General features: G+C 73.4%; 19 protein-coding genes and 1 CRISPR repeat array (1 of these 20 cut by a window edge). Of the genes, 7 read left to right on the plus strand and 12 right to left on the minus strand.

The genetic code is table 11. The features are described 5' to 3' along the window. Window positions 1-44: 44 nt before the first annotated feature. Window positions 45-1064, minus strand: a complete 1020-nt coding sequence (locus POF43_RS19545) for an NAD-dependent epimerase/dehydratase family protein (RefSeq protein WP_271324371.1) — start codon at window positions 1062-1064, stop codon at window positions 45-47. A gap of 222 nt (window positions 1065-1286) precedes the next feature. On the opposite strand from POF43_RS19545, the gene POF43_RS19550 reads away from it, so the two are divergent. Continuing rightward, a complete protein-coding gene (locus POF43_RS19550; RefSeq protein WP_271315872.1) occupies window positions 1287-1877 on the plus strand; it encodes an NADPH-dependent FMN reductase in 591 nt (196 codons plus the stop codon). After that, window positions 1874-2440, plus strand: a complete 567-nt coding sequence (locus POF43_RS19555) for an NADPH-dependent FMN reductase (RefSeq protein ID WP_271324372.1) — start codon at window positions 1874-1876, stop codon at window positions 2438-2440. The genes POF43_RS19550 and POF43_RS19555 overlap by 4 nt, the downstream gene beginning before the upstream one ends. Window positions 2441-2607: 167 nt before the next feature. Here the strand turns inward: POF43_RS19555 and POF43_RS19560 are convergent, their stop codons facing one another. From POF43_RS19560 to POF43_RS19575, 4 genes are all read right to left on the minus strand, one after another. Next, window positions 2608-2832, minus strand: a complete 225-nt coding sequence (locus tag POF43_RS19560; RefSeq protein WP_271324373.1) for a hypothetical protein — start codon at window positions 2830-2832, stop codon at window positions 2608-2610. A gap of 49 nt (window positions 2833-2881) precedes the next feature. After that, a complete protein-coding gene (locus POF43_RS19565; protein WP_271324374.1) occupies window positions 2882-3628 on the minus strand; it encodes an SDR family NAD(P)-dependent oxidoreductase in 747 nt (248 codons plus the stop codon). 172 nt (window positions 3629-3800) lie between these two features. Further along, on the minus strand, window positions 3801-4232 hold the full coding sequence (locus tag POF43_RS19570) for an Rrf2 family transcriptional regulator (RefSeq protein ID WP_271324375.1): 432 nt from the start codon (window positions 4230-4232) through the stop codon (window positions 3801-3803). A 476-nt stretch (window positions 4233-4708) separates the two neighbouring features. Continuing rightward, window positions 4709-5548 carry an endo alpha-1,4 polygalactosaminidase gene (locus POF43_RS19575; RefSeq protein WP_271318762.1) on the minus strand — a complete coding sequence of 280 codons (840 nt, stop codon included), beginning with the start codon at window positions 5546-5548 and terminating at the stop codon, window positions 4709-4711. Between the two features lie 656 nt (window positions 5549-6204). On the opposite strand from POF43_RS19575, the gene POF43_RS19580 reads away from it, so the two are divergent. Then, on the plus strand, window positions 6205-7356 hold the full coding sequence (locus tag POF43_RS19580) for a beta-1,3-glucanase family protein (RefSeq protein ID WP_271325145.1): 1152 nt from the start codon (window positions 6205-6207) through the stop codon (window positions 7354-7356). A gap of 153 nt (window positions 7357-7509) precedes the next feature. Here the strand turns inward: POF43_RS19580 and POF43_RS19585 are convergent, their stop codons facing one another. Next, window positions 7510-10827 carry an AAA family ATPase gene (locus POF43_RS19585; RefSeq protein ID WP_282704669.1) on the minus strand — a complete coding sequence of 1106 codons (3318 nt, stop codon included), beginning with the start codon at window positions 10825-10827 and terminating at the stop codon, window positions 7510-7512. A gap of 336 nt (window positions 10828-11163) precedes the next feature. After that, window positions 11164-12387, minus strand: a complete 1224-nt coding sequence (locus tag POF43_RS19590; protein WP_271325616.1) for an ROK family transcriptional regulator — start codon at window positions 12385-12387, stop codon at window positions 11164-11166. A 248-nt stretch (window positions 12388-12635) separates the two neighbouring features. On the opposite strand from POF43_RS19590, the gene POF43_RS19595 reads away from it, so the two are divergent. Beyond that, on the plus strand, window positions 12636-14639 hold the full coding sequence (locus POF43_RS19595) for a transketolase C-terminal domain-containing protein (RefSeq protein ID WP_282704670.1): 2004 nt from the start codon (window positions 12636-12638) through the stop codon (window positions 14637-14639). Window positions 14640-14776: 137 nt separating this feature from the next. Here the strand turns inward: POF43_RS19595 and POF43_RS19600 are convergent, their stop codons facing one another. Together POF43_RS19600 and POF43_RS19605 are read right to left on the minus strand one after the other, a co-directional pair. After that, window positions 14777-15793, minus strand: a complete 1017-nt coding sequence (locus POF43_RS19600) for a hypothetical protein (RefSeq protein ID WP_282704671.1) — start codon at window positions 15791-15793, stop codon at window positions 14777-14779. A gap of 77 nt (window positions 15794-15870) precedes the next feature. Further along, window positions 15871-16737: a spherulation-specific family 4 protein gene (locus POF43_RS19605; protein ID WP_271324979.1), complete on the minus strand. Its 867-nt coding sequence runs from the start codon at window positions 16735-16737 to the stop codon at window positions 15871-15873. Window positions 16738-17083: 346 nt separating this feature from the next. On the opposite strand from POF43_RS19605, the gene POF43_RS19610 reads away from it, so the two are divergent. Then, window positions 17084-18337 (plus strand): ROK family protein, encoded by a 1254-nt coding sequence (locus tag POF43_RS19610; protein ID WP_271324980.1) that lies wholly within the window; start codon window positions 17084-17086, stop codon window positions 18335-18337. On the opposite strand, the gene POF43_RS19615 is transcribed toward POF43_RS19610, so the two are convergent. Beyond that, window positions 18322-19341, minus strand: a complete 1020-nt coding sequence (locus POF43_RS19615; RefSeq protein ID WP_282704672.1) for an RlpA-like double-psi beta-barrel domain-containing protein — start codon at window positions 19339-19341, stop codon at window positions 18322-18324. The two genes, POF43_RS19610 and POF43_RS19615, sit on opposite strands and share 16 nt — an antisense overlap. Before the next feature lie 71 nt (window positions 19342-19412). Next, window positions 19413-20519, minus strand: a complete 1107-nt coding sequence (locus POF43_RS19620; RefSeq protein ID WP_282704673.1) for a glycoside hydrolase family 6 protein — start codon at window positions 20517-20519, stop codon at window positions 19413-19415. A 686-nt stretch (window positions 20520-21205) separates the two neighbouring features. Here POF43_RS19620 and POF43_RS19625 point away from each other — a divergent pair. Beyond that, window positions 21206-22192, plus strand: a complete 987-nt coding sequence (locus tag POF43_RS19625; RefSeq protein ID WP_271324506.1) for a zinc-dependent alcohol dehydrogenase family protein — start codon at window positions 21206-21208, stop codon at window positions 22190-22192. A 410-nt stretch (window positions 22193-22602) separates the two neighbouring features. Further along, the gene (locus POF43_RS19630; protein WP_271324507.1) at window positions 22603-22983 is read left to right on the plus strand and encodes a hypothetical protein; all 381 of its coding nucleotides are present in this window, start codon (window positions 22603-22605) and stop codon (window positions 22981-22983) included. A 286-nt stretch (window positions 22984-23269) separates the two neighbouring features. On the opposite strand, the gene POF43_RS19635 is transcribed toward POF43_RS19630, so the two are convergent. Then, window positions 23270-23854 carry a P-loop NTPase family protein gene (locus POF43_RS19635; RefSeq protein WP_271324508.1) on the minus strand — a complete coding sequence of 195 codons (585 nt, stop codon included), beginning with the start codon at window positions 23852-23854 and terminating at the stop codon, window positions 23270-23272. Window positions 23855-24180: 326 nt separating this feature from the next. After that, window positions 24181-24283: a CRISPR direct-repeat array (repeat unit 29 nt; unit sequence GGGACCACCCCCGCGGGTGCGGGGACCAC) (it continues 414 nt past the right edge of the window).

Genomic DNA, 24283 nt, shown 5'->3' on the forward strand with positions numbered 1-24283 from the left:
TCCGTCGCCCGGACGCCCCGCCCCGTCGCGCATATGACGCAGCGTCAGCTACGCAGGTGCTCCCACGCGGTCAGCAACTCGGCCTCGTGGGACGGCAGGAGGCCCAGTTCCGTCTCCCCCTGGCGGTACGGCTCCGGGGACGGGCCGCGGGCGGACAGCCAGGCCATCGTGTCGGCGACGGTCTCCGCCAGCGGCCGGCAGCGCAGGCCCGCGGCGTGGGCCCGGTCCGACGACGCCTGCCAGATGCCCGCCAGGTCCGGCATCCCGGCGGGCACCCACAGCGGCAGGCCGGTCCACGGCTCGACGCCCGCCGCCAGCAGGAAGTCGTCGTCGACCCAGGTCGGTTCACGGTCGGCACCGGCCACGCGGGCGCAGGCGGCGAGCAGGTCGCCCAGGGTGTCCGGCCGCGGCGGCCCGGTCACCAGGTACCGCCCGGCGTCCCCCGCCTCGACCCGGTCCAGCCCGAAGGCGGCCAGGTCACGGGCGTCGACCAGCCGCACCGGGCGGTCGGCCGCCCCGGGCGCCAGTACCCGCCCGCCGCGCGCGAACCGTTCCAGCCACCACAGCAGCCGCCCGGTGCTCTCGCCGGGACCGGTGACGGCGCCGGGGCTGAGGATGAGGACGTCGCCGCCGAACTCCTCCTCGACGGCCCGTTCGCAGCCCGCCTTCAGCGCGTTGTGCGCGACGGTGCCGGCCGCGGCGTCCGGCGGGCAGGCGTGCCGGGGTGAGGACTCGTCGACCGGAGCGGCCGGCCAGTCGGCGCAGGCGTGGACGGCGGAGACGAACACGTAGGTGCCCGCGCGCGCCGACAGCAGCCGCGCCGACTCCCCGACGACCCGCGGCTGCTGCCCGCTGGTGTCCACCACGACGTCCCAGCGCCGGTCGCGCACCAGGCGGGACAGGTCCGCCGCCACCGTCCGGTCGCCGCGTACCGCCTTCACGCCCGCCGGATCGGGGCCGGAACGCCCCCGGTTGAAGACCGTCACCTCGTGACCGCGCTGCCGGGCCTGTGTCGCGAACGCACGCCCGACGAAGACCGATCCGCCCAGAACCAATATCCGCATGCGGCGATCATCCCGCCGCCCCGCCCGCCGCGCTGTCACTTCCGCGACACGCGCTGTCACCGGTGCTCCGCCGAAGTGTGGGGGGACCGGCAGACCCGTCCGGTTCCCCTGCGGTCGGCGGTGCGGCTCGTTAGAATCGCCCGGTTGGAGGGGCCCCGCATCCGGTCCGCCGCGGCGCCGCTCCCCGGCCGTTTTCCGCTCATGACGGAAGTGGGGAAGAGCATGGCGCGCACGGTGAAGGTCGTCGGCATAGGCGGGTCCGCGCGGCCCGGCTCGACCGCCGAGAGGGCCCTGCGGATCACGCTGGCCGAGGCCGAACGTCTGGGCGCGCACGTCAGCCTGATCAGCGGCGCGGACCTCGCCATGCCGCTGTACGACCCGCGCGAGGGCGCGAACTCCCCGCAGGCGCAACGCCTGTTGGCCGAGGTCGCCGCCGCCGACGGCCTGGTGCTGGCCAGCCCCGCCTACCACGGCACCGTCTCCGGCCTGGTGAAGAACGCCCTCGACCACGTCGAGGAGTTGCGCGGCGGCGACCACCCGTACTTCACCGGCCGCGCCGTCGGCTGCCTCGCCGTCGGCATGGGCTGGCAGGGCGCCGTCAACACGCTGACCGCGCTGCGGGGCGTGGTGCACGCGTTGCGCGGCTGGCCGACGCCGCTCGGGGTGGCCGTCAACACCGAGAGCACCGGCTTCGGCCCCGACGGGACGTGCACCGACGACCGGGTGACCGCCCAGCTGGCCGCGATGGCCGGCCAGGTCGTCGACTTCGCCCACCGGTCGCCGGCCGCCCGTGAACTGACCCCCGTCACGTGACCTCGGCCCCCGCTCCGCTCCGGCTGGCCGGCCTGTGCGGGAGCCTGCGGTCCGGTTCGCTGAACGCGGCGGTGCTGGCGACCGCCGCGCGGCTGGCCGGACCGCGGGCCGTGCTGACCGTCCACCCGGACCTGGGACGGCTGCCGTTCTTCAACCACGACGTGGAGATGGCGGGCTGCCCGCCGCAGGTGGTGGCGTTCCGCGAACTGGTCGGCGCGGCGGACGGCGTGCTGGTGGCCAGCCCGGAGTACGCGCACGGCACCTCGGGGGTGCTGAAGAACGCGCTGGAGTGGCTGGTCGGCAGCGGCGGTGTGGTGAACAAGCCGGTAGCGGTGGTGACCGCGTCGCCGTCCATGACCGGCGGGGACCGCGCCCAGGCATGGGTGCGCGAGACGCTGGAGGTGATGGACGCCGTCCTGCTGCCCCCGTTGCTCATCCAGCGCGCGAGTGCCCGCATCCGCGACAACGCGGTCCACGAACCGGAGGCCCTCGAAGGGCTGCGAAGCCTGGTGGACGCGTTGACCGACGCGGCCGGCAAGATGGCTGCGGACGAGCACTTCTGACGGCGAATCAAATACCGCGTGTGCGGAGGCGGTTGGGGGTGAACGGTCGCCCGCGCGGTCGGACCTTCGCGCGTCGGTCGCCCATCTCACGCGCCGGAGACGGATGTTGGACGGTTCCGTCGCCCACGAGGACGCCGCTGCCGTACGCCGGGGAGCGCGGCGCCCGATCACCGCAGGCTGGGGTGGAGTTCCGGTGGTCCGCCCTGCGTGTACCGCAGTGAGCGCGGTGCGGTGCCGTCGAGTTCCGTGACGCCGAGGTGGGCGCCCAGTTCGGCGCCGATCAGCGCGCGGCCGGACAGCGCCATCAGCTCGTCCGACGCGTAGAGGGCGGCGATCACCCGGCCGGTGAACCCGGGGGACTCACGGGACCGTTGGGTGTCCAGGCCGCCCATCCGGACGGCTCCGGGACCGGCTCCGGGCGCCGGTCCCGCCCGCGGATGCTCAGACCTGGGTGATGCCGCCGTCGACGAACAGTTCGGCCCCGGTGGTGAAGGAACTCTGGTCCGAGGCCAGGTACAGGGCGGTCGCGGCGACCTCCTCGGGGCGTCCGACCCGGCCCAGCGGGATCGCCGGCCCCTGCGGCTGCGGCGTCCCGCCGGTCATGGTGGCGCGCAGGCCGTCCCCGCCGGGCGAGGTGACCGGGCCGGGGGTGATGGCGTTGACGCGGATCGACCGGTCGGCGAGTTCGGCGGCCCAGGTGCGGGCGAAGCTGCGGATGGCCGCCTTGGTCCCGGCGTACATGCTCAGCCCCGGAGCCGCCCGCAGCGCGGCGCTGGAGGACAGCAGGATCACCGAGCCGCCGTCGGGGACGAGGGGGAGCGCCTTCTGGACGGTGAAGACCAGTCCCTTGGCGTTGATGTCGAAGGTCTGGTCGAAATGCGCCTCGGTGATCTCCCCGAGCCGGGCGAACTCGCCGGTGCCGGCGTTGGCGACGACGACGTCGAGCCGTCCGCTGCGCTCCTCGACGGTGGCGAAGAGCCGGTCCAGGTCGGCCAGGTCCGACACGTCGCCCCGCACGCCGATCGCCCGCTCGCCGACGGCCTCGACGGCCGCGTCCAGCTCGGGCTTGCGCCGTCCGGTGATGTACACCGCCGCCGCCCCTTCCTCCGCGAACCGGCGGGCCACGGCCAGGCCGATGCCGGTGGTACCGCCGGTGACCAGGGCCACCTTGCCGCTGAGCTGTGCCATCGCGATCTCCTCCATGTAACTGCTTCGGTTACGTCAATGGGTGTGGTTTCCCCGGGAGCGTGCGCTGCCGCTGGAACGGGCCGGGTTCCGCGATGCCGTCGACCGGCCGGGTTCGGTCGCCCGGTCGCCCGTTCTCCGTGGCGCGGCCGCCGGATCGCCCGGTCGCCCCGCCTCAGCGCTCGGCGAGGATGTCGCGCAGGACGTCGTCCATCGTGGTGCGGATCAGCTCGTCCCGTACGGCTTGTTCGGCCCCGTCGTAGACCCTCTGCATGACGGGACGTATCCCGAAGCCGACCGGGCACTCCTGGCTCGGCGTCGCGCGGTGCGTCGCGAACAGGATTCCGGGCTCCACGGCCTCGTAGACGTCCAGCACGGTGATCGCCGCGAGTTCACGGGCCAGCGTCCAGCCGGCCCCCGCGCCGCGCCGGGAGGCCACGAGACCCGCCCGCCGCAGATCGGTCAACAGGCGCCGGACGACCACGGGGTTGGTGTTCACGCTCCCCGCGATCTGCTCCGACGTGGCCACCTCGTTCCCGTAGCGCGTGTTGAGCTCCATCCACGCCAGCGCGTGGACCGCGATCGTCAGCCTGCTGTTGGCACTCACGTCGACCTCCCGCTTTTGATGTAACCATAAAAGTTACGACTGCGCCAGCGGAGGGTTGCTTTCCGAGGGGCAGGTCCACGGGCTGTGCCGGTGAGGTGAGTTGGGGGTCGGAAGCCGAGGGGTGGGGGCCGGGGGCGTGGGCCGGCGTGGGTCGGGGTCGCGACGAGATCCGCGGCGCCCCCGGGAAGGCCGACGGCTCCGCCCGGACCCCCCACCCCTGGGGCGCCGAACGGAGCCGTCCGCTGTCCTCGCTCCGGCAACGCGTCTCCGCGGTGCCACGCTGTCCGTCTGTCCGCTCCCGCCCGGCGGAAACGCTTTGGTGTGCAAGCGAACACCCGGCGATGACCCCGCCGAGCCCCCGGTCGGCGACCCCGCAGGCGGCGGCGCCTCGGACGACGTGCCCGGCACGACGCCCGGCGTCCACCCGGCGATCGGCGGCCGGGCCCGGGGGGTGTCCGGGCCCGGCCGCCGTCGGGTCACTGCGAGGCGCAGGTCTTGCGTACGTAGTCGCCGGAGCTGGGGGTGTTCACGTCCTCGTCGCGTTCGACGATGCTGATCTGACTACCCCACTTGGAGCACGCCGCCGCCAGGCCCTTGTCGGTGTACTCGATGTCGATGACGTGGGAGCCGTAGGCGTCGATGTAGCCGTCGCACTCGTTGTAGTAGCCGCACTCCTCCGCGATCGCGAAGTCGAGCCCGGTGGTGGCGTGGTCGGGGGCCAGTTCGACGGTGTTCTTCTGGGCGATCGCCAGCCCGTCGGCGTGGGCGTGGGCCGCCAGCAGCGTGATGTAGTCCTCGGCGTTCCCCGCGGTCAGCAGGTTCTCCGACCGGGTGTAGGAGTCGTAGTTGTCCGGCTCGATCGCGTTGTAGCCCTTGGCGGCGCAGGTGTCGATGATCGCGTCGATCTTGGCGGCCACCTGCTGCTGCTTGGCCGCGGTGGAGATGTCGAGCAGGGCCTCGTTCCAGTCCTTGTCGTACACGACGGCACCGTTGGCGTCGTGCAGCAGCAGGTCGCCCCACTGGTCCTCGTCGCCCTCCTGGGCCTGGAACGCGTTGATGTAGCAGATGTTGTACAGCCCCGGGGCGGGCGCGTCGCCGTTGTCCCGGCTGACCACGGTGACGCCGGAGGGCGGTGTGTACGCGCCGCCGATCTGGTAGTCGAAGTCCGCGTGCACCGGCGGCAACGCCGGCCCCGCGGCATTGGCCTGGCCGCTCTGCGCGAGGAAGGCCACCACGGCGGCGCCCGCCGTCAGCAGACGCATCCGGTTCGGGGTCAGCGAACGCCTGCGGGCGGCGCCTGAGGATCTTTCGTTCATGGGGGGACTCCGTGGGGGTGACGGGCGCCCGGACAGGACGCGGAGGGGGAAGGGGTCGGTTTCGGATTCGGATTCGGGGAGGGGACGGCTCGCGGAGGGTGGTTCGCGGACGGGGACGGACTCGCGCATGGGGGACGGACTCGTGCACGGGCGCGGGAACGGCTCCGGCCGCACTCGGCGGGGGAGGGCAGGACGTTCCCCGAATTATGAAGGACTCCAGCGTAAATTCGTCAAGACCTCGGCGGCGTGGAGTGGATTTACCGGCCGTTCGGGGTGGCCTGTGTCGGCAGGCGTTCCAGGGTTCTGCTGTCGAGGGGGAAAACTCCCGCGATCACGCTCGCCGGTGGGGGACGGTGCCGGGTGGCTGAACGGAGCCGGCCGGTCGGGGCGCAAGGGCTCAGGGGGGCGGGGCCCCGGAGGCTCAGGGCCCCGGAGGCTCAGGGGCCCCGCAGGCTCAGCGGCTCAGCGGCTCAGCTCACGGGGGACTCGGGTCACTAGGGACTTTCATCGTCGTCGTCACCCGGCCCGACCGCGATCATTGGCGACGCCGACGTGATCAACCCCCCACGCGACAGGAGGATCCGATGATCTCCAGACGCTCGTTCATGGCCGCCGCCTCCGCTGCGGCTCTTGGTGCGCCACTCCGGAAAGGAACGGTGTCGAAGGCTTTCGCCGCGTCAGCCTCGACGGCCTTCTCGATAGACCTGGTCAACAGCTCCGGCAGTGCCGACGCGGTCGCCTACATCACCGGGCAGGACGACTCCGGCACGCCGTTCTTCGTGCTGGCCGACGGGACGACGCAGAAGATGCCGGACCCGTCGGCACCGATGACCCGGGTGGCCGACTACTCCATCCCGCTGGACGCCACGGGCAGGGCGACGACCGTCCCCGTTTCGGGCGACATCATTTCCGGACGCCTGTGGTTCTCGACCAACGGGCCCATCGCGTTCTACGTCAACCCGGGGCCGGCGCTGGTGCAGCCGTCCTTCGACAAGGACGACCCGACGGGCAACTGGCTGACGGACTGGTCCTTCTGCGAGTTCACCTACAACAGCGCCGGTATCTACGCCAACATCAGCTACGTCGACCTGGTGGTCTCGCCGATCTCCATGCGGACGCTGTCCACCGGCGGCACCACGCAGACCGTCAGCCCGCTGCCCGACGGCGCGCTGGCCGCGATCGCCGCCGACCTCACGGCACAGGCGGCCTCCGACGGGTTCCCGTGGGACACGCTGGTCGCCACCGACAGCGGCGGCAACATCCTGCGGATCGTCTCCCCCCAGCACGCGGCCAGCGGCTTCGACGACTACTGGACCTCCTACGTCGACCAGGTGTGGAGCCACTACGCGAGCACGCCGCTGACCGTGGACACCGACAGTGCGGGATTCGGCTCGTTCACCGGCCAGGTCTCGGGCGACACCCTCGTCTTCGCCGGTCTCGACGACGACGGCACGCCGTTCACCAAGCCCGGCGCGACGGACATCTTCGGCTGCAACACCGGGCCGTTCCTCAACACCGGCTCCGACGCCAGGGGCGCGGTCGCCGCCCGGCTCGGAGCGGCGATCAACCGCAGCACCCTGCTGGCGTCCGGCGGCGCCAGCCAGCCCGACGGGGTGCCCACCTCGGCGTACTACGGCAACGGCGTCACCAACCACTACTCCCGGATCGTCCACGACCGGGCCACCGTCGGCTACGCCTTCCCCTACGACGACGTCGGCCCGACCGGTGCCGTCCCGGTCGACGGCCACATCCAGGAGGGATCGCCCAGCACCTGGACCGTCACCCTGGGCAACGGCTCCGCGAGCTGACGCCGACCGCCGACCCCCACCGGCGAGGCCGCGCCGGTGGGGGTCGCACCCGGTCGGGGCCTTACCCGGTGGGGGCCTTACCCGGTGGGGGCCGCGCCGGCGGTCCGCACCGGTGGGGGCGTGACCTCGCCGGTCGCGGCCCCCACGGCGGGGTCAGCCGCCGTTCTGCACGTGGTCGCGAAGTTCCCTCCGGTTGCGGACGCCGAGCTTGGTGAAGATGCCGCGCAGGTGGTACTCGACGGTCTTCACGCTGAGGAAGAGCGCCTCGGCGATCTCCCGGTTGGTGCGGCCGCGGCCGACGAGGGAGGCGACCTCGCGTTCCCTGGCGGACAGCGGGGAGTCCCCGAAACCGGTGCCGCCGCCGGGGAGGCCGAGGTCCACGACGTCGTCCTGGCACCGCCGCAGGAAGGGCAGCGCCCCCAGAGCGGTGAACGTCGCCCCGGCGAGGCCGAGTTGGCGCCGACCCTCCTCCCGCCGGCCCAGCAGGACCAGGCAGCGCCCGGAGTGGTGTTCGAGCAGCCCGCGGTAGAGCGGCACGTCCTGGCCGCCGCGCCAGGCCGCGCCGGCCGCCCGGTACGCCTCGTCCGCCGCCCGCAGGTCGCCCTCCGCCTCGGCGAGCCGGCCGGTCAACCAGCCGTACGCCGCCGCGAGATGCCCGACCTGCTCCGCCGCCGGGGCCAGGAAGGCCATCGCCATCCGGGCCTCCGGCAGCCGCTCGCAGCCGATCAGCGATTCGATGAGGAACGGCAGCCACCAGGCGGCGAAGAGCCGGGAGCGTTCCGGAAATGCGGAGTTCCCCGCGACGCCGCTCAGCGCGTCGAGCACGCCGTGGTGGTCGCCGCGCGCCCGTGCGCCCATCGCGCGGGCCAGCGCGATGTGGAAGTACGGGCCGACGTAGTCGAGCGACCTGGCTTCGTCGGTCGCGTCGCCGATGTGCCGTTCGGCGTCCTCGTGGTCGCCGCGCGCCGCCTCGACCGTGGAGAGCAGCGAGTAGAGCACGGCGCGGTCGAAGCTGCGGCCGCGCGACCCGGCCATGGTCAGGCCGATCTCCGCGTCGCGCGCCGCACGGTTCCAGTCGCCGGACAGGAAACGGCAGGTCCCCAGGTGGATCCTGCTGCTGAGCCCCAGCACCCGCGCCCCGCCCGGCCGGGTCCGCGCGGTGGCCGCGGTCAGGTCCGCCTCGGCCTCGGCGAACCGGCCCGCGCCGACCCGCAGTTGGCCCCGGCAGACCAGGCCGGGCAGGTCCTCGTCCGCGACGCTGTCCGGCCGCAGCGGAAGGTAGTCCAGGGCGTCGAGCCCCCGCGTCCCGTCCCCCTGGAGCGCGCGCCCGTAGGCATGGAACGCGCGGGCCGACCCCAGCATGCCGGGCGGCACCCAGGCCCTCCCGAACGGGTCGCCGCCGGCCGCAGTGGGGTTCGGAGCGGTCGCCGCGGTGCGGTTGCGGGCGGTTGTCGTGGTGCGGTTGCGAGTGCTCGCCGCGGTGCCGTTCTGGGCGGTTGTCGCGTGCGCCGCGGCGTCCGGGGCAGTCTTCGCGTCCTCCGCGGTGTCCGTGGCCGGGGCTGTGGCTCCCTCCGCTGCCTGGCTCGCCGCCGCGTCCGGTGCTCCGTCGGTGGTCCCGTCCGCGGCTCCTGCCCTGGTCTCTTCCACCGCAGCGTCCGCGGTCCCTTCCACCGCCGCGCCCGCCGCTCCGTCTGCCGCCGTGTCCGCCCCGGCATCCACCGACCCGTCCGGTGCCCCCTCCGCCGTCCCACCGGCGGCGCCTTCCGCCGTCCCGCCGGCGGCGCCTTCCGCCGTCCCGCTGGCGGTGCCCTCCGCCGTCCCGCCGGCGGCCCCCTCCGCCGTCCCGTCCCGCCCCGCGAGGTCCATCGCTTCCCCGGCGATGCGTTCCGTGTCCTCGATCGCGCCCAGGACCAGGCAGACGGCGGCCAGTTCGATCGCCACCGCCACCGCCTCCGGGGGCTGCCGGGGCTGCGCCCGCAAGCCGTCCCTGGCCCGGCCGAGCAGGGTCTGCGCGCTGGTGAGGCGGCCGACGGCGATCTCCAGCAGGCCCATCGCCTCGTCCCGCAGCGGTGACGGGGGCAGGGCGGCGGCCTCGTCGAGCAGCCGGAGGTTCTCGGCGTCCAGTCCGGCCCAGAACTGCAGCCGTATCGCGCCGCACAGCAGCCTGCCGCCCGCCGGATCGCCGCCTTCGCCGGGCGCCGGGCCGAGCAGGCGCGACGCCCACAGCAGGTGGGTCGCGGCCTGCGCGAGCAGTCCCTCGGCGGTCTCCTGCGCGGCCAGGTCGCACAGCTCGGCGGCGAGTCGCGGGTCGCCGGCCTGTGCGGCGGCCACCCGGTGGGCCAGCGCCGACGGCCGGTCCAGCACGTCGGCCGCCGCGAGATGCAGCGAGCGGCGGCGGGCCGGTGACATCGCGCGGTAGACCGCCTCGCGCTGCAACGCGTGGTGGAAGGAGACCGCGGGCGGCCCGTCGCCGCCGGCGGCCCACTCGATCAGCCCGGTGTCCACCGCCGCCTCCAGCGCGGCGGCACACGGTTCGCGGCCGTGCACCGAGGTGAGCAGCGGCAGCGGCACCGTGCCGTCGAGCACGGCGAGCACGTCGAGTACGGCGAGCACCTCGGCGTGCTCCCGCGGCAGCCCGGTGACCTGGCGCAGGATCGCCGCGGCGAGGTCGGGCGGCATGCGCGCGCCGCCGCCGGGACCCGCCTCGGCCGCGCCGGACCGGTCGGCCAGCAGGGTGCTCAGGTAGAGCGGGTGGCCGCCGGTGCGCGCGTGGAGCGGCCCCGCGGTCGCCCGGCCGACGGCCGCACCCCGTACGGCCACGGCCATCGCCTCCACCTCGGCGGCCGTCAGACCGGCCAGGTGGATCCGGCTGGTGTGCTCCACGCCCTCCAGGGCCTGCCGGACGCGCTCCTCCCAGGGCGGGGGCCAGTGCGGCAGGGTCAGGATCGCCAACACCCGTTCCTGCCACAGGCGTTGCAGCGTGAACGCCAGCACGTCCAGCGAGGCGGCGTCCGCCCACTGCGCGTTGTCCAGCACCAGGGCCACCGGAGCGGCGCGCTGGAGCCGGTCGACCAGGCGCAGCAGTTCCGCGCCAACGGCCGGCGCGGCGGCGTCGCCCCCGGCACCGGACAGTGTCGGGAACCCGGCGCGCTCCGGCGCCGGCAACCGGGCGGTCAGCCGCTCCACGCTCGCGTACGGCGTCTCGCACACGTCCTGCGTCGCCCGGCCGGCCAGCACGGTGAAGTCGGGGATCTCGTCGGTGAACCGCCTGACCAGGGCGGTCTTGCCGACCCCGGGCAGCCCGTGCAGCACCACCAGGGACGGCACGCCGCGCCGGGCACCGTCGGCCGCGGCGTGCAGCCGCAGCAACTGCTCCCGCCGGCCGAAGAAACCCGGCGGTGTACCGGGGCCCTGGGCGGTCTGCGGCGAGGGAGAGGGGGCACGCGGGCCGGGCTGCTGGACTTCGGTCACCTCCTGATCGGATGACCCACCGGGTCTGTTCCACCACCGTCGGCTGGCCGGAAAACGACCACAGAAAACGAATACCACGGGACGGCGCCCCTGGTCACGGGGTCTCCGGTCACGAGGTGGTGCCATGGGGGCAATGGTGCGGGAGGGACGGGAGGGGCGGGGTGGGATTGCGCGGGAGGTGCGGGCGGCGGCGGTGGGCGCCGACGGGCACCACGTCATCGGGGCGAGGTCGCCGGCGCGAGGCCGTCGGTCGCCACGTCATACCGCGAGGTCGTCGGCCCCCACGCCAACGGTCCCCACGCCATCCGTTACGAAGACATCGTTACGAGGACACCGTTACGAGGACACCGGCGGCGGCGAGGCGAGTTGGCCGCCGACGCCGAGGTCGGCCACGTGGTCGAGGGCCAGCCGTGCCGCTCCCAGCGCGACCGCGCGGTCCCCCAGCGTGGACAGCCGGATCTCGGGGATGCGCAGGCACCGGCGTTCGAGCTGCCGCCGGAAGGGCTCCACGGCGACCTCCCCGGCCTCGGCGAACCGCCCGGCGAGCAGGACCAGTTGAGGGTCGAGGGTGAGGACCAGGGCCGCGGCGCCCACCCCGAGGTCGCCGGCGTAGCGCCGTACGGCCGCCTTCGCGGAGCTGTCGCCGGACCCGGCCGCGCCGAAGACGTCCGGACCGGGCCCGCCGGGACCGCCGACCGTTTTCGGCCGCCACGACGCCAGCCGTTCCCCGGCCCTGGACCAGCCGAAGGCCGGCAGGACGCCGAGCCGGCCGGCGGCGTTGCCGAAACCGTGGTGCAGGCGGCCTTCCACCATCAGGCCCAGGCCGACCGTCTCCCCGGCGTACAGGCCGACCACGTTGTCGGCGTAGCGGGCGGCGCCGTGCCAGCACTCGGCGAGCACCGCGAGCCTGCTGTCCTCCTCGACCAGGACCGTGCCGGGAACGGTGCGTCCGAGGTGCGCGCGCAGGTCACCGCGGGCCCGCCCCGCCACCGCCCCGGCCGCCCGGTCCGCGATCTGCTCCCGGTCCGGAGCCTCCCCCTGGCCCGGGATCTCTCCCTGGCCCGGGATCTCTCCCCGGTCCGGGATCTCCGCCCGGGCCGGGGTGCCGACCCCGGTGGCCCAGATGTCGCCGCCGCGCAGCCCGGCCCCGGCCAGCGCCAGGGCCACGGCCTCGTCGACCGCCGCGAGCCGGGCGCCGTGGTCCTGCGCCGGGGTGGCCGCCACCCGCGCGGACTCCAGCACGACGCCGTCCAGGTCGCAGACGACCGCCACCACGCGGCGGGCGCCCGCCTCGACGCCCAGGACGCGGCCCGCCTCGGCGCGGAAGCGGTAGCGGCGGGCCGGGCGGCCCACCTTCCCCGAGGTCGGGACCGCCTCGGTGACCCAGCCGCGGGCGCACAACTCGGCCACGACGTCCTCGGTCGAGGCACGCGACAGCCCGGTGCGGCGGGAGATCTCGGTCAGGGTGAGGCCCGGCTCACCGCGCAGGACCCGCAGGACGGAACGGGAGTTGAGCTGACGGAGCCGGGGCAGGCCGCCGCCGCGAACGTCGTCAGCCATCGGTTCCCCCACGGTCGTCCTGGTGCCGCCGATGATAATCGAGCGCCGGCCGGCCGCCGGGGACCCGGCCGCCCGCCGGCCGCGGGACCGATCCGGCAGGTCTTCGCCCCATCGGTCCTGTTCGTTCCAACCACACCTAGGGACTTCCACCGGTGTCCCGCTCCCCGGCGACTGGCACGCTCGGAGCCCCGAATTCCGCAAGCGCGCTCATCGCGGGACGAGCCGCAGACCAGGAAGTGGTGGACGACATGGACGAGACCCCACCTGGACCATGGCCGCCGCGGGAGACGTGGCGCATGCTGCGGTCGATGATCCGCGTCCGGCACTTCGAGAAGGCCGCCGCCCTGCTGGCCGACCGGGGCCTGGCGCCGGCGGTCCGCCCGTTGCCGTACGGGGGCGAGGCGCTGGCCGTCGGCTCGTGCGCCGCGCTGCGGCCGGGCGACCGGATCGCGGCGGTGGACTTCGGCCACGGGCCGCTGATCGCCCGGGGCGCGCGGCCGGACCGGCTCCTGGCGGAACTGCTCGGCGGGACGGACGGGTACTGCCGGGGCGCCGGCGGCCCGGCGTTCGCCTTCGACGCCGGACTCGGGTTCATCGGGGCCAACGGACCGGGGGAGCGGGCGTTGCCGGCCGCCGTCGGTGCCGCCTGGGCCGACCTGCGGCTCGGCCGCGGCCACGTGACCCTGGTCCTCTGCGGGGAGCGGGAGGACGCCGCCGCGGAACTGCACGAGTCGCTGCGGTTCGCCCGCGACCTGGGCCTGCCGGTCGTCCTCCTCCACCAGGTCCGCGCGGCGGCCCCTGCCGGGGACGGCGGATTCGTCGACGGCCACGACGTGGAGGCGGTGCGCCGCGCCGTGGACCGGGCGGCGCGCACCGCCCGGGACGGCGGCGGACCGTGCCTGCTGGCGGTGGGCACGGCGGGCGCCGAACGGTTGGCCGGTGAGTCGCCGGCCGGTGCCGTCGCCGCGTACGCCGAGCGGTTGACGGCCCGCGGGGTACTGGACGCCGGGAGCCTGCGGGCGATCGAGCGGGAGGAGTCCGCCGCCGCGCGGGCCGCGATCCGGTTCGCCGAGGCGAGCCGGTCCGCCGACCCCGACCAGGCGTTCCACCGCCTGTTCGCCGAACCGCGGCCGCGCACCCGCCCGTCACCGGCACGCGACCGGCCGCGGGCCGTTGCCGCCACCGGGCCGCACGACCCGGCGCGGACCGCCGCCGCCGTGACCGCCGCGGTGTGGGACGGGCTGGGGGACGCCATGGCCGAGGACGACTGCGTGGTCGTGGTCCGGCAGGGCGGGCGGTACGGCGAAACGCGGGGCGGGCGGGGAGCGCGGGCCGACGGCGCGTTCCGGGCCCTGGAGGCGGAGTTCGGCGGGGACCGGGTGCGTGAGGCGCGGATGTCCGGTGCCGTGCTGCTCGGCGTCTGCGCCGGAGCGGCGGCGCTGGGCCTGCGTCCGGTGGCCGACCTGCTCGACGGCGACGCGGTCGCCGAACTCGCCGGTCCGCTGGAGCACGCCGGACGGCTGCGTTCGATGTCGGGCGGCGCCGTCGATGTGCCGCTGGTCTGCCTGGTGGCGGCGGCGGACCGGGCGCCGGCCCCGTCGCGGGCCGCGCACGCCGTGCTGCTGGGCATCCCGGGGCTGAAGATCGCGGTGCCGTCGACCCCGGACGACGCCCGGGGGCTGCTGCTGTCCGCGGTGCGCGACCCGAACCCGGCGGTGCTGGTGGTCGACGAGGACGGCGCGGGCCGCGTCACGGGCGCGAACGGCGCCGGTGGCGCGGGCACCGCTGACGGTCCGGCGCCGGTGCCGGACCGGACGTACGCCGTCGCGCTGGGAGTGGCCGGGGTCGTCCGGCCGGGCGACGACGTCACGGTGGTGGCGGTCGGCTCCCTGGTGCCCGAGGCGCTGCGGGTCGCCCGGCGGCTGGCGGGGGACGGGATCTCGGTGGAGGTGATCGACGCGCGGACGGTCGCCCCGCTGGACCTGGAGACCGTGCTGGAGTCGGCCGCCCGCACCGGCCGGCTGGTCGTGTGCGACAACGCCCACCGGACGGGCTCGTTCGCCGCGGTGGTGATGGCGGCGGCGCAGGTCGTGCATCCCGCGCTCAAAGCGCCGCCGCAGCACGTGGCCTGGGAGGACCTGCCGGTGGCCTACGCACCGGTCCCCGACGCCCGTCGCCTGGTCGGCGCCGCCGACATCGCCGCCGCGATCCGCCTGACCCTGATGGACCGCCCGGTCAGCCTGTGGGCGTGAGGTTGACGTCAACCGGGCGGCTGACGTCACCCGTTGGGGGTGAGGGTGACGCCGGCCCCGGGGGCTGACGTCAACCGGCGGGGCTGCGGCTGACGTCAGCCGTGGGAATGGCTGACGTCAGCCGCCGGGCGTGACCTTCAGCCCGTCGGCGTGAGGTTGACGGCGACGTTCGTCAACCGGGTGCTGGTATCACTCCCCTTGTTGCTCGCCACGATCTGGATCGCGGTGAGCTGGGCGTTCGCCGGCAAGGTGCCGTCGGCGTTGCCCAGGTAGGGCGCGTACTGCTTGAGCAGGGCGGTGAAGTCCACGGTGACCGTGCCGTCGGCGCCCGCCGTGAGCTGCTGTCCCGGCACGGTGAGGCGGCAGCCTCCGTCGCAGTTGTTCCACCAGTAGTAGCCGCCCTGCTGGATCGGCGTGAAGTGGCCCGGGTCGAAGTGCACCACCGACAGCACGTAGGTCTGCGAGCCGACCGAGTAGATCAGGTCGGTGGTCAGGATGGCGCGCTTCTCGCTGGCGCAGGTGAAGCCTCCGTTCTGCTGGATGTCGGCGTCGTAGGAGACGGTCAGGTCGCCGTCGGTGAGCTGGTAGGCGCTCCAGTCCGGCTTGCGGCGGATCGAACTGGACGGGTACTCGTACGAGAAGGCGGTCTCGCGCAGCGTGCACGGGTCGGCCGTCTCCGCGTTGTCGTTGTCCATCGCGATGGTCAGCGGTGCGCCGCCGGTCACCTGGAAGTCGTACCCGGGGGTTCTGCCGAAGTCGTCGGTGTAGTCCCAGTCGTAGGTGTGCAGCCGCCACGCCGGGCAGTCCGGGTACGCGAAGTCGGCGCAACTGGTGTCGTCCCGGGTCGGGTCGGCGTCGGCGGCGCAGCCGCTGGAGTCCTGGAGCGGGGAGAGGGCGGGCAGCGGGTTCGGGTCGTCCTCCTGGACCAGTTCCCAGCAGCGGTTGGTGGGTCCGGGGTCGTAGACGACGGACACCGGGCCGGCCGCCGAGGCGGCGGCCGACGCGGTCAGTCCGAGGGGGACGGCGAGCGCCGCCACCATGATGACGACCAGGGTGCGGCCGCGCAGTGCCCGGCGGACGCCCGCGATCCTCGGTCGCACCGGCTTGACGCGGTTCACGGGCTTGACGCGGTTCGCGGGCTTCCCGTGGTTCACGGGCCTGTCGTCGCTCACCGGATTCTCGTCGCTCATGGGCTTGTCACCGCTCTCACGTGCCTGGTGTCCCGTCCCGGTCAGCCGGCGTCGGACAGTTCGCCGGTCCAGTACGAGGCGAGGGTGTCCCAGGGGTTGTCCAGCACGTCGTCGGTCACGTAGACGTAGCCGGCGTTGCGCGACTTCGACAGCGACATCGCCTGGTCCAGCTGCGACTGGCCGGAGGCGTCGTAGACCAGGTGCCAGATCTGGCTCGGGGCGGCCGACGCCTCCCAGGACGGCGGGGTCCAGGCGGTGTAGTCGGAGTAGCTGCCCTCGAAGGTCACCAGGGTGTCGGCGGCCTGGGTGTAGCACTGCTCGGCGCCGGTGCCCGGGTTGTCGACGACGTAGGCACCGCTGTGCTGCTTGACGTAGTCCTTGACGTCTATGTACAGCTGCACGTGGGCGTTGCCGCTGCCGCAGTCGGCCAGCGCGTCGTCGAAGAAGATCCCGTCGAGGCCGTCACCTCCGTAGAGGCTGTACCAGGTGTCGACGTCCTGCTCGACCTGGGTCTGCCACGCGCTGACCGAGGTCTGGCCGGACCGGGTCTCGCGGCCGCTGGTTCCAAAGTATCCGGTGTCGACGTATCCGAGTACCTTGACCCCGGCGTCGTGGGCCGACCGGATGGCGTCGGCGTAACCGCTGTCGAAGTCCTGGCCCGGCCCGGAGTCGGGATTGGCGACCGCCAGCCCGACGGTCCCGGCGCCCTGGGTGAGCGTGTCCCACTTCTGCCCCGGGTCGAAGTACGCGGGAACGGCGATCTGCTGGGAGCCGGCGGCGGCCGGGGCGGCGCCGGCGGAGGGGGCGCCGGCGGAGGGGAGGGCGCTGGCGGGCGAGCCGCCGAAGCCGGCGACGAGCGCGATGGCGAGCGCCGCACCGGCGAAAGCGGTGCGTATCGGTCTTCTCATGAGAGGTCCTTCGGTGTCGGAGGGGGGAAGTGCGACGACGAACGGACTGCTGAGGCAGGTCTTGCGGATACCGGCGGACTCGCGACGCCCGTTACGGAGCATCGCGGCGTTGCCGTAACGTCCCGGTGCGACCGACGGTCGGAACGCTCCGGCGCCTTGCGCGGCACGTCAGTGCGGCGCGCCGGACGGCACGGCACGGCAGTGCGCCGCACCGGACGTCGCTCCCTGATCACCCCGATCCGCGGAGACGGCCTGGGTGCTGCGGGAGCCGAGTACCCGACTTATAATCCTGGAGACCAGTGAAATTGGTCAAGACAGCGGCGCGATGTGCGGGAGAGCGTTTCCAGTGAACGAGGAACCCGAAGGCGGAGACCTGTCGCGGCTGCGTCAGCTCAACGCCAGGGCGGTCATCGGCGTACTGCGCGGTGAGGCGCCGCTCACCCTGACCGAGATCGCCGGCCGCACCGGCCTGTCCCGCGCCTCCACCGAGGACGTGGTGCGCGAACTGGTCGGCCAGGGCTGGCTCGCCGAGGCGGAGCGCACCACCGGCACGGTCGGCCGCCCGGCGCGGCGCTTCCGCTTCCGGGTGGACGCGGGCCGGGTGCTCGGGGTGGACGTCGGCGGCCACAAGGTGCTGGCGGTGCTGGCCGATCTGGACGGTGAGGTGCAGGCCGGCGCCCGAACGGCGGTGACGCCCGGGATGGGCCGCAGGCAGCGGCTCGCCGCGGTGGACCGGGTGATCGGCGAGTGCCTGGAACGGGCCGGGGTGGCCGCCGAGGACCTGTGGGCCTGCGGGGTGGCGACCACCGGCCTGGTCGACGGCACCGGCCGGGTGATGTTCTCCGACTCGCTGCCCGAGTGGACCGGCGTCGACCTGGCCGCGCACGTGGGCCGGCTGGTCCCCGGGCGGGTGCTGGTGGAGAACGACAGCAAGCTCGCGGCCTACGCCGAGCGCTGGCGCGGCGCGGCCCGGTTCGCCGACGACGTGGTCTACCTGCTGGCCGGGCTGCGCACCGGAAGCGGCCTGATCGTCGGCGGCCGGCTGCTGCGGGGGTTCGGCAACGCGGCCGGTGAGATCCGCACCCTGCCGGAGGCCGGCTGGATCCGCGCCCCCGAGCACCTGCACGCCTGGCTGGCCGCACACGGCACCGGGGCGGTGGCCGGTGACCCGGACGCCGGTCCGGGTGCCGATCCGGACGCCGACCCCGGCCTGGGCGCGGTGTTCGCGGCGGCCCGCGACGGCGACCGGTCCGCGGTGGCGGCGGTGCGCAGGTACGTGCGTGACCTGGGCGTCGGGGTGGCCGCGCTGGTGCTCATGCTCGATCCCCAACTGGTCGTGGTCGGCGGCGGGTTCTCCCGTTCCGCGGACCTGATCGTCGAGCCGCTGGTGGCCGAACTCGACCGCTGGTGCGTGCGCACCCCGCAGGTGCGGGTCTCCACGCTGGGCGACGAGGGGGTGGTGCTCGGCGCGGTACGGCTGGCCCTCGACCACGTCAGCGAGGGATGGCTCGGGACACGGGGTGGGCCGGCCGGACCACCCGGCGGCGTGGGGGACGCCGGGGAGCCCGGCCGGCCGGGGAGCGGTCAGCCCGTGGTGTAGCTGACCGGGTTGTAGGCGTTGGCGCAGCCGCCACCGCAGTCGGAGGGCAGGTCGAAGGTGTAGGTCCGGCCGCCCTGCACGAGGTCGCCGTCCGCGTCGTACACCCGGATCGTGTACTGCGTACCGCCCGGTGAGTCCGGTTGCAGGACGTAGGACTGGCCCATGTCGGAGTTCATGCTCGCGCTGTGCCAGGAGCCGCCGTCGAAGTAGTCCACCCCGTGGATGCCGTTGGGGAGGTGGTTGACGGAGACGGCCGGCCAGTCGGCGGAGGCGTTCTGCATGAACGCGACGGAGATGTCCCCCGAGTAGTCCGGCGCCGGCACGAACGACCAGGAGATCTGCCGGTTGTTCCAGTGGTCGGGGTACAGGTCGCCGACCGGCGAGCCGTTCAGCGTGAACCGGTTCAGGCTGCCGGTCGCCAGGTCGAGGTGGCCGGGGTCCTGGCGGCACCAGGCGTTCGGGTCGGCGCAACTGTCGGCGACCAGCATGGTCAGCGTCGCGCCGTTGTACGCGTCCGCCGTCCAGCCGCCGCCGTCGCGGCAGAACGGCTCGTTCCACGCGCCGTCGTTGGTGCCGTCGCAGTAGTCGCCGATGTTCACCCGCACCCAGCGCCCGCAGTTGAGGCCGTTCTGCCAGCTGCCCATCTTGGCGGCGTCCTGGGCCGGGACGGGACGGGTGTTGTAGTCCGGGTCGTCGGGCGTGTTGAACACGTTGAGCGCGACGAAGTCCTGCGAGTCGAGGTCGGCCTGCGGGATGCCGCACCCGCCGTACGGGGTGCCGAGCCCGTCGAAGTGCGTGGCGTTGCCGGTGGTGGTGGTGTCGTCGGCCGGGGTGTCGTCGGCCGGGGTGGGGGCGGGGGTGGCCGCGGCTTGAGCGGTCGGGGTCGCGGTGGTGGCCGCTGCCGTCGGGGTGGCCGAGGCGGTCGGTGGCAGCAGTGCGAACAGGCAGATGGCGCCCAGGACGCTCAGCCATCTCCTGGCGTGGGTGGATCTCATGAGTCCCATGACGTCTCCCTGGGAGGTGCGGTGCCGTGGCCTCCGGCGGCGCGGGTGGGGGGCCGCGCCGCCGGAGGAGCTCAGTCGGTGGCCAGCGCGTAGGCCAGATCCGGGTCGAAGACCCCGGCGCCGTCGGCGCACCCGTCGGACTCGCCGGGCGCCTTGACCCACAGGTAGGCGTCGATCAGCGGGTCGCCGGTGCCGGTGGTCGGCGCGGTGCCCAGCGAACGGCCCTGCGGGTCGCACCAGTTCTGGTCGGGGGAGGGCCCGGCGCCGTTGCGGCTGGTGTCGACGACGGCGTGCAGCGCGGCGTCACCGAGGTCGGCGAGCACGGAGGTGTCGTAGGTGACCTCGTCGGAGGTGGTCTCGAAGTTGGAGACGTTGGAGAAGATCCCGTCGCCGTTCGTCGTCACGCCCGCCGCGCGCAGCCGGTTCGCCTGGTCGGCCGGGTCGTGCCAGTCGGAGTGGCCGGCGTCGTAGTAGACCCGGGCGTCGGGGTCGGCGGAGTGCAGGGTGGCGCCGGCCTGGGAGAGCGCGGCGTCCCGGTCAGCCAGCCCCTGCGCGTCCAGGCAGTCGGTCGACGACAGGGAGTCCGGCTCCAGGATCACCACCACCGGTCCGCCGCCGAGCCCGGCCGCGAACCCCTGCATCCAGCTGTCGTAGCTCGCGACGTCCGGTGCCCCGCCGGAGGACAGGCCGCCGCAGTCGCGGTCCGGGATCTCGTACGCCACGAGTACCGGCGTGGTCCCGTTCGCCGCCGCGGCCGAGGTGACCGCGCCGACCTGCGAGGTGATCGTGTCGGGGTCGTAGTCGGCGAACCAGGTGGCCTGCGGCTGCGAGGCGATCCGGGAGGCGATCGCCGGCTCCCGGGAGTCACCGGGATTGGCGCCGACCCACTGCGCGACCTGGGAGTCGGGGTTGACGTAGAACTGCGTGCCGGCGGGAAGATCCGCTCGGCGCGGGGCCTGAGGGGCGACGGCCTGCGGCGCGTGGGTTGCCGTTGCGTGGGCTGCTGTTGCCGGGGTCGCCGGGGCTTGGGTGGCCGTTGCTTGGGCGGCGTGGGCCGGGGGGCTCATGGCCAGCGCGGACAGCGACAGGGCCAGCGCGACGGCGAGCCGGCGCGCGGTGACCGCCCGTCCGCGGGTGGGGAGGGGATCGGAACCGGGGTGTGGGGGTGGGGTCGACATGAGTACTCCAAGCCGGAGAGTGGGCCGCGGGAACGGACGGACCGCCCCTTGAGCACAGGACCGGACCACGGAGGGGTCGCTGTCCCGGGCTCGCCGGGGTAATACTCATGCTCTCCAGTGAAATTGCGCAAGGGGCGGAGGGGAATCTCTTCGGTCGGCGGTCGGCGGTCGGCGGTCGGCGGTTGGCGGTCAGCGGTTGGGGGATTTGGTGGTGGGTCCGGTGGGGTCCGTCTTCTTCCGCTCCGCCGCGGGGCGCGTGACGCGTGTCGCGTGTCGCCGGTGGTGCGTCGCCCACTGCCGGGAGCGCTGCGCGGGGTGGGCCGCTGCTGGGCAACGGAATGCCGACGGCCGGCCGGCTGGAGCGGGCTCCGCGGATGTCGTCGGCCGCGAAGGTCGCTGCACGCGGACTGTTCGACGGGTGGCTGCACGCGGACTCGTCGAGCGGGCGTGCCCGGTAGCTCCTGAGGCCGCTTGCGGCGGACCATGCGGCGCCGCGGAAACTGGCGGCGGACCGTGCGGCGCCGCTGAACCGTGTCACGGGACCATGCGGCACCGCGGAAACCGGCCGCCGACCGTTCGGTGCCGTTGAAACGTGCCCCGAGCCATGCGGTGCCGCGGAATGCGACCTGTATGTCCATGTGTAATGATTATTGACCAAGTATCATTATGAATATGCGAGGAAGTCCATGCACGCACTGATGCTGCGCGAGTTCGGCGCTGCCCTGGAGCCGGCCGAGATCGCCATGCCCGAGGCCGGTCCGGGCCAGGCTCTGGTGCGGATCCATGCCAGCGGGGTGAATCCGCTGGACACGAAGATCCGTGTCGGCAAGGCCGCGCACGCCGAACGGGTCCTGCCCGCCGTGCCGGGGCTCGACCTGGCCGGTACCGTCGAGGCGGTCGGGGCGGGCGTGGAGCGCTTCGTGCCGGGCGACGAGGTGTTCGGCCTGACCGGTGGCGTCGGCGACCTGCAAGGTTCACTGGCCGAGTACGCGGCTGTCGACGCGGACCTCCTCGCCCACAAGCCCCGGGTGCTGACGATGCGTGAGGCGGCCGCCCTGCCCCTGGTGACGATCACCGCCTGGGAAGGACTGGTGGACCGGGCGGGCGTTCGCGCGGGGCACAAGGTGCTGGTCCACGGCGGCGCCGGAGGCATCGGGCACGTGGCGGTCCAGATCGCCCTGGCCCACGGCGCCGAGGTGTTCGCCACCGGAGGCCCGCGGAGCCTGCGGACCATCAAGGACATGGGAGCGGTCCCGATCGACTACACCGCCACGGACCCGCCCGCCTACGTCGCCGAGCACACCGGCGGCGAGGGGTTCGACATCGTCTTCGACACCGTGGGCGGTGCGACCCTCGACGCGTCCTTCACGGCCGCGCGCTACTACACCGGACACGTGGTCAGCGCTTTGGGATGGGGCACCCACAGCATCGCGCCGCTGTCGTTCCGCGGAGCCACCTACTCGGGCGTCTTCACCCTGCTGCCAATGCTCACCGGCCGCGGGCGGGCCCACCACGGCGAGATCCTGGAACAGGCCGCCGCGCTCGCCGAATCGGGCCGACTGTCCCCGCGGGTCGACCCCGGGCACTTCACGCTCGAGTCGGTCGTGGACGCCTACCAGGCCGTGGAGAACGGCACCGCGCAGGGCAAGGTCGTCATCGACGTCATCGCCTGACCTGGAATTCTCGCTCGACTGGGTGTTATCGCCTGCCTTGCCATGTTCCCGGGCCGCCTCACAGGGCACTCCGGGAATCCGAGGAATGCGAGGGGTCCGAGGAATTCGAGGGGTCCGAGGAATCCCCCGACATCGATCGTCGAGGTGCCGGGGGTGCGCCGATGGTCTGGTGGTCGGCAAGGATGTTGTCGTGCACCTCCTGTGTGGGGGTGCACGTGCCGAAGTCGGGGAGTGTGAAGGTGGCGCCGTCGAGGGTGACCTTCCCGCCGGGGTTCCAGCCAGCGGCTTCGAGGTCCTGGGCGGACAGGGAGTGGCCGCCGCCGTCGGCGTCGGCGAGATTGGTCGCGGCGTCGCTCGAGATGGCGGCTCCGACTTCGGGGAGACCTGGTTGCCCGTCAGAAGGAAATGGGATGAACGAAGTTTCCGCGAGTGCGCTGATCGCCGCATTCGATTCTGACTCCGAGGCCGGCAGTCGGGCCAAGGATGCAGTGATTTCTGGAGCGCCTTTCGAGATCTGGCTCGATCCCCTGCTGGGGTCAAGGCTTCGGGGCATCCTTCGCGGGAGAGGGAAAAGCTTGCAGCGGCGTGGTAAGCCGATTATCGGGGTTGCTGAATGCCTTGCAAGTCTTGCCGAAAAGGGCGAACGGGGACTTCTTGTGGCCTACGTGGACGATCGCGAACGAGCCGGATACCTATTTCCTCTCTATCTCGATCCACAACCGCTCAAAGTGGTCGGATGTATAGGATTTGGCTCCTCCCCCAAAAGGGGCCCCAATGCCGGTCCCGAATAACACTCCGCAGAGGGGAAGCCTCACAGTGTCCCACTGGGATCTGCTTGCCGGTGGGGCCTCTGCGGTGTCTGAAGGGAGTAGTTGACGACAATGTCAACGGACGGGTGCTGCACAAAGCGGTGATTCATCGCCGCCGTCGGGTCGGGCGATGGGCTGGTGGGATGCGAAGGGCGTTGCCGAGAAGGTCGATGACGTCTCGCTGGAGGCGGAGTCGGACGTGGGCGTACACCATCGGTGCGCGCGGCCAGTCGGTCAGGGCCGCCGTACAGCGGCTCGAGGGACGGAGTCAGGAAGGGGTTGCCGGGCGGTTCACCGGCTTGGCCTCCCCCTCCGGGAAGCGTTGGCAAGAGAAGCGTTGGCCCGCGTGGTGGGCGGTGGCCTCGCGCAGCCATCGGCGCGTCTGACGGCGGCTGCTGAGCAGCACGACGTCGGCGTGCCCGGAGGCGAATTCCTCGATCTTCGCCAGCACGCGGGGTCGCATCTTGTGCCGGTAGGTGGCCACGTACTTGATGACGCCCCAGGTGATCCGGTTGTGGATGCCGTTGCCCTGGTGGCCGGCGCCGTGCCGGAGCTGCCGCGAGATGATCCCCCACAGGGCGGCGGGGGTGGACACGTCCATGAGCACGACGGTGTCGCAGGCTTCGAGCCGGATCGGCAGGGTGGAGTTGTAGTTCCCGTCGATCACCCATCGCGGCTCGGCCACGAGGGCGCGCTGGGCTGCGGCGAACTTCTCCATCGGCAGCGCGTTCCACTCGTCGTCGAAGTAGACCGCGTCCAGGTGCGTCACCGGGGCATCCAGCGCGGCCCCGAGCTGACGGGCCAGGTGAGACTTGCCGCTGCCGCCACAGCCGACGATGGTCACTTTCCGCATTGCGCTTCACTTTGGAGGGGATGGGCGGCCTGGGCAGGAAGGATCTCACCGCTCTGTTCCCGGGCCAGCGGCCGCAGCCGGCCAGGACCGCCTCGAAGAGCCACTGCGTCATCTGCTCGGCTGCGGCGTACCGCTCAGGCAGCAACAGGAGCGTTGCGAGCGATCGCCCGTAGAACCGGTGAACCTCGGTGAGGGGGACACGCGCCAGGAACGCGACGTGTGGCCCACGCCGACGTACAAGGCCACTAGCCGACGACCTGGTGGGGGACTTGCCGGGCCGCCGGCGCGAAGAACACGGCGCCCTGCGTGAATTCGCCACCGGATTCGGGACCACCCCCGCGGGCGCGGGGACCACAGCACGGGCGGAACGGCCACCGCGAAGCTCGCGGGACCACCCCCGCGGGTGCGGGGACCACCACGATCACGGTG

Origin of the sequence: Streptantibioticus silvisoli (assembly GCF_027947535.2) — a bacterium.
Classification (GTDB): domain Bacteria; phylum Actinomycetota; class Actinomycetes; order Streptomycetales; family Streptomycetaceae; genus Streptantibioticus_C; species Streptantibioticus_C silvisoli.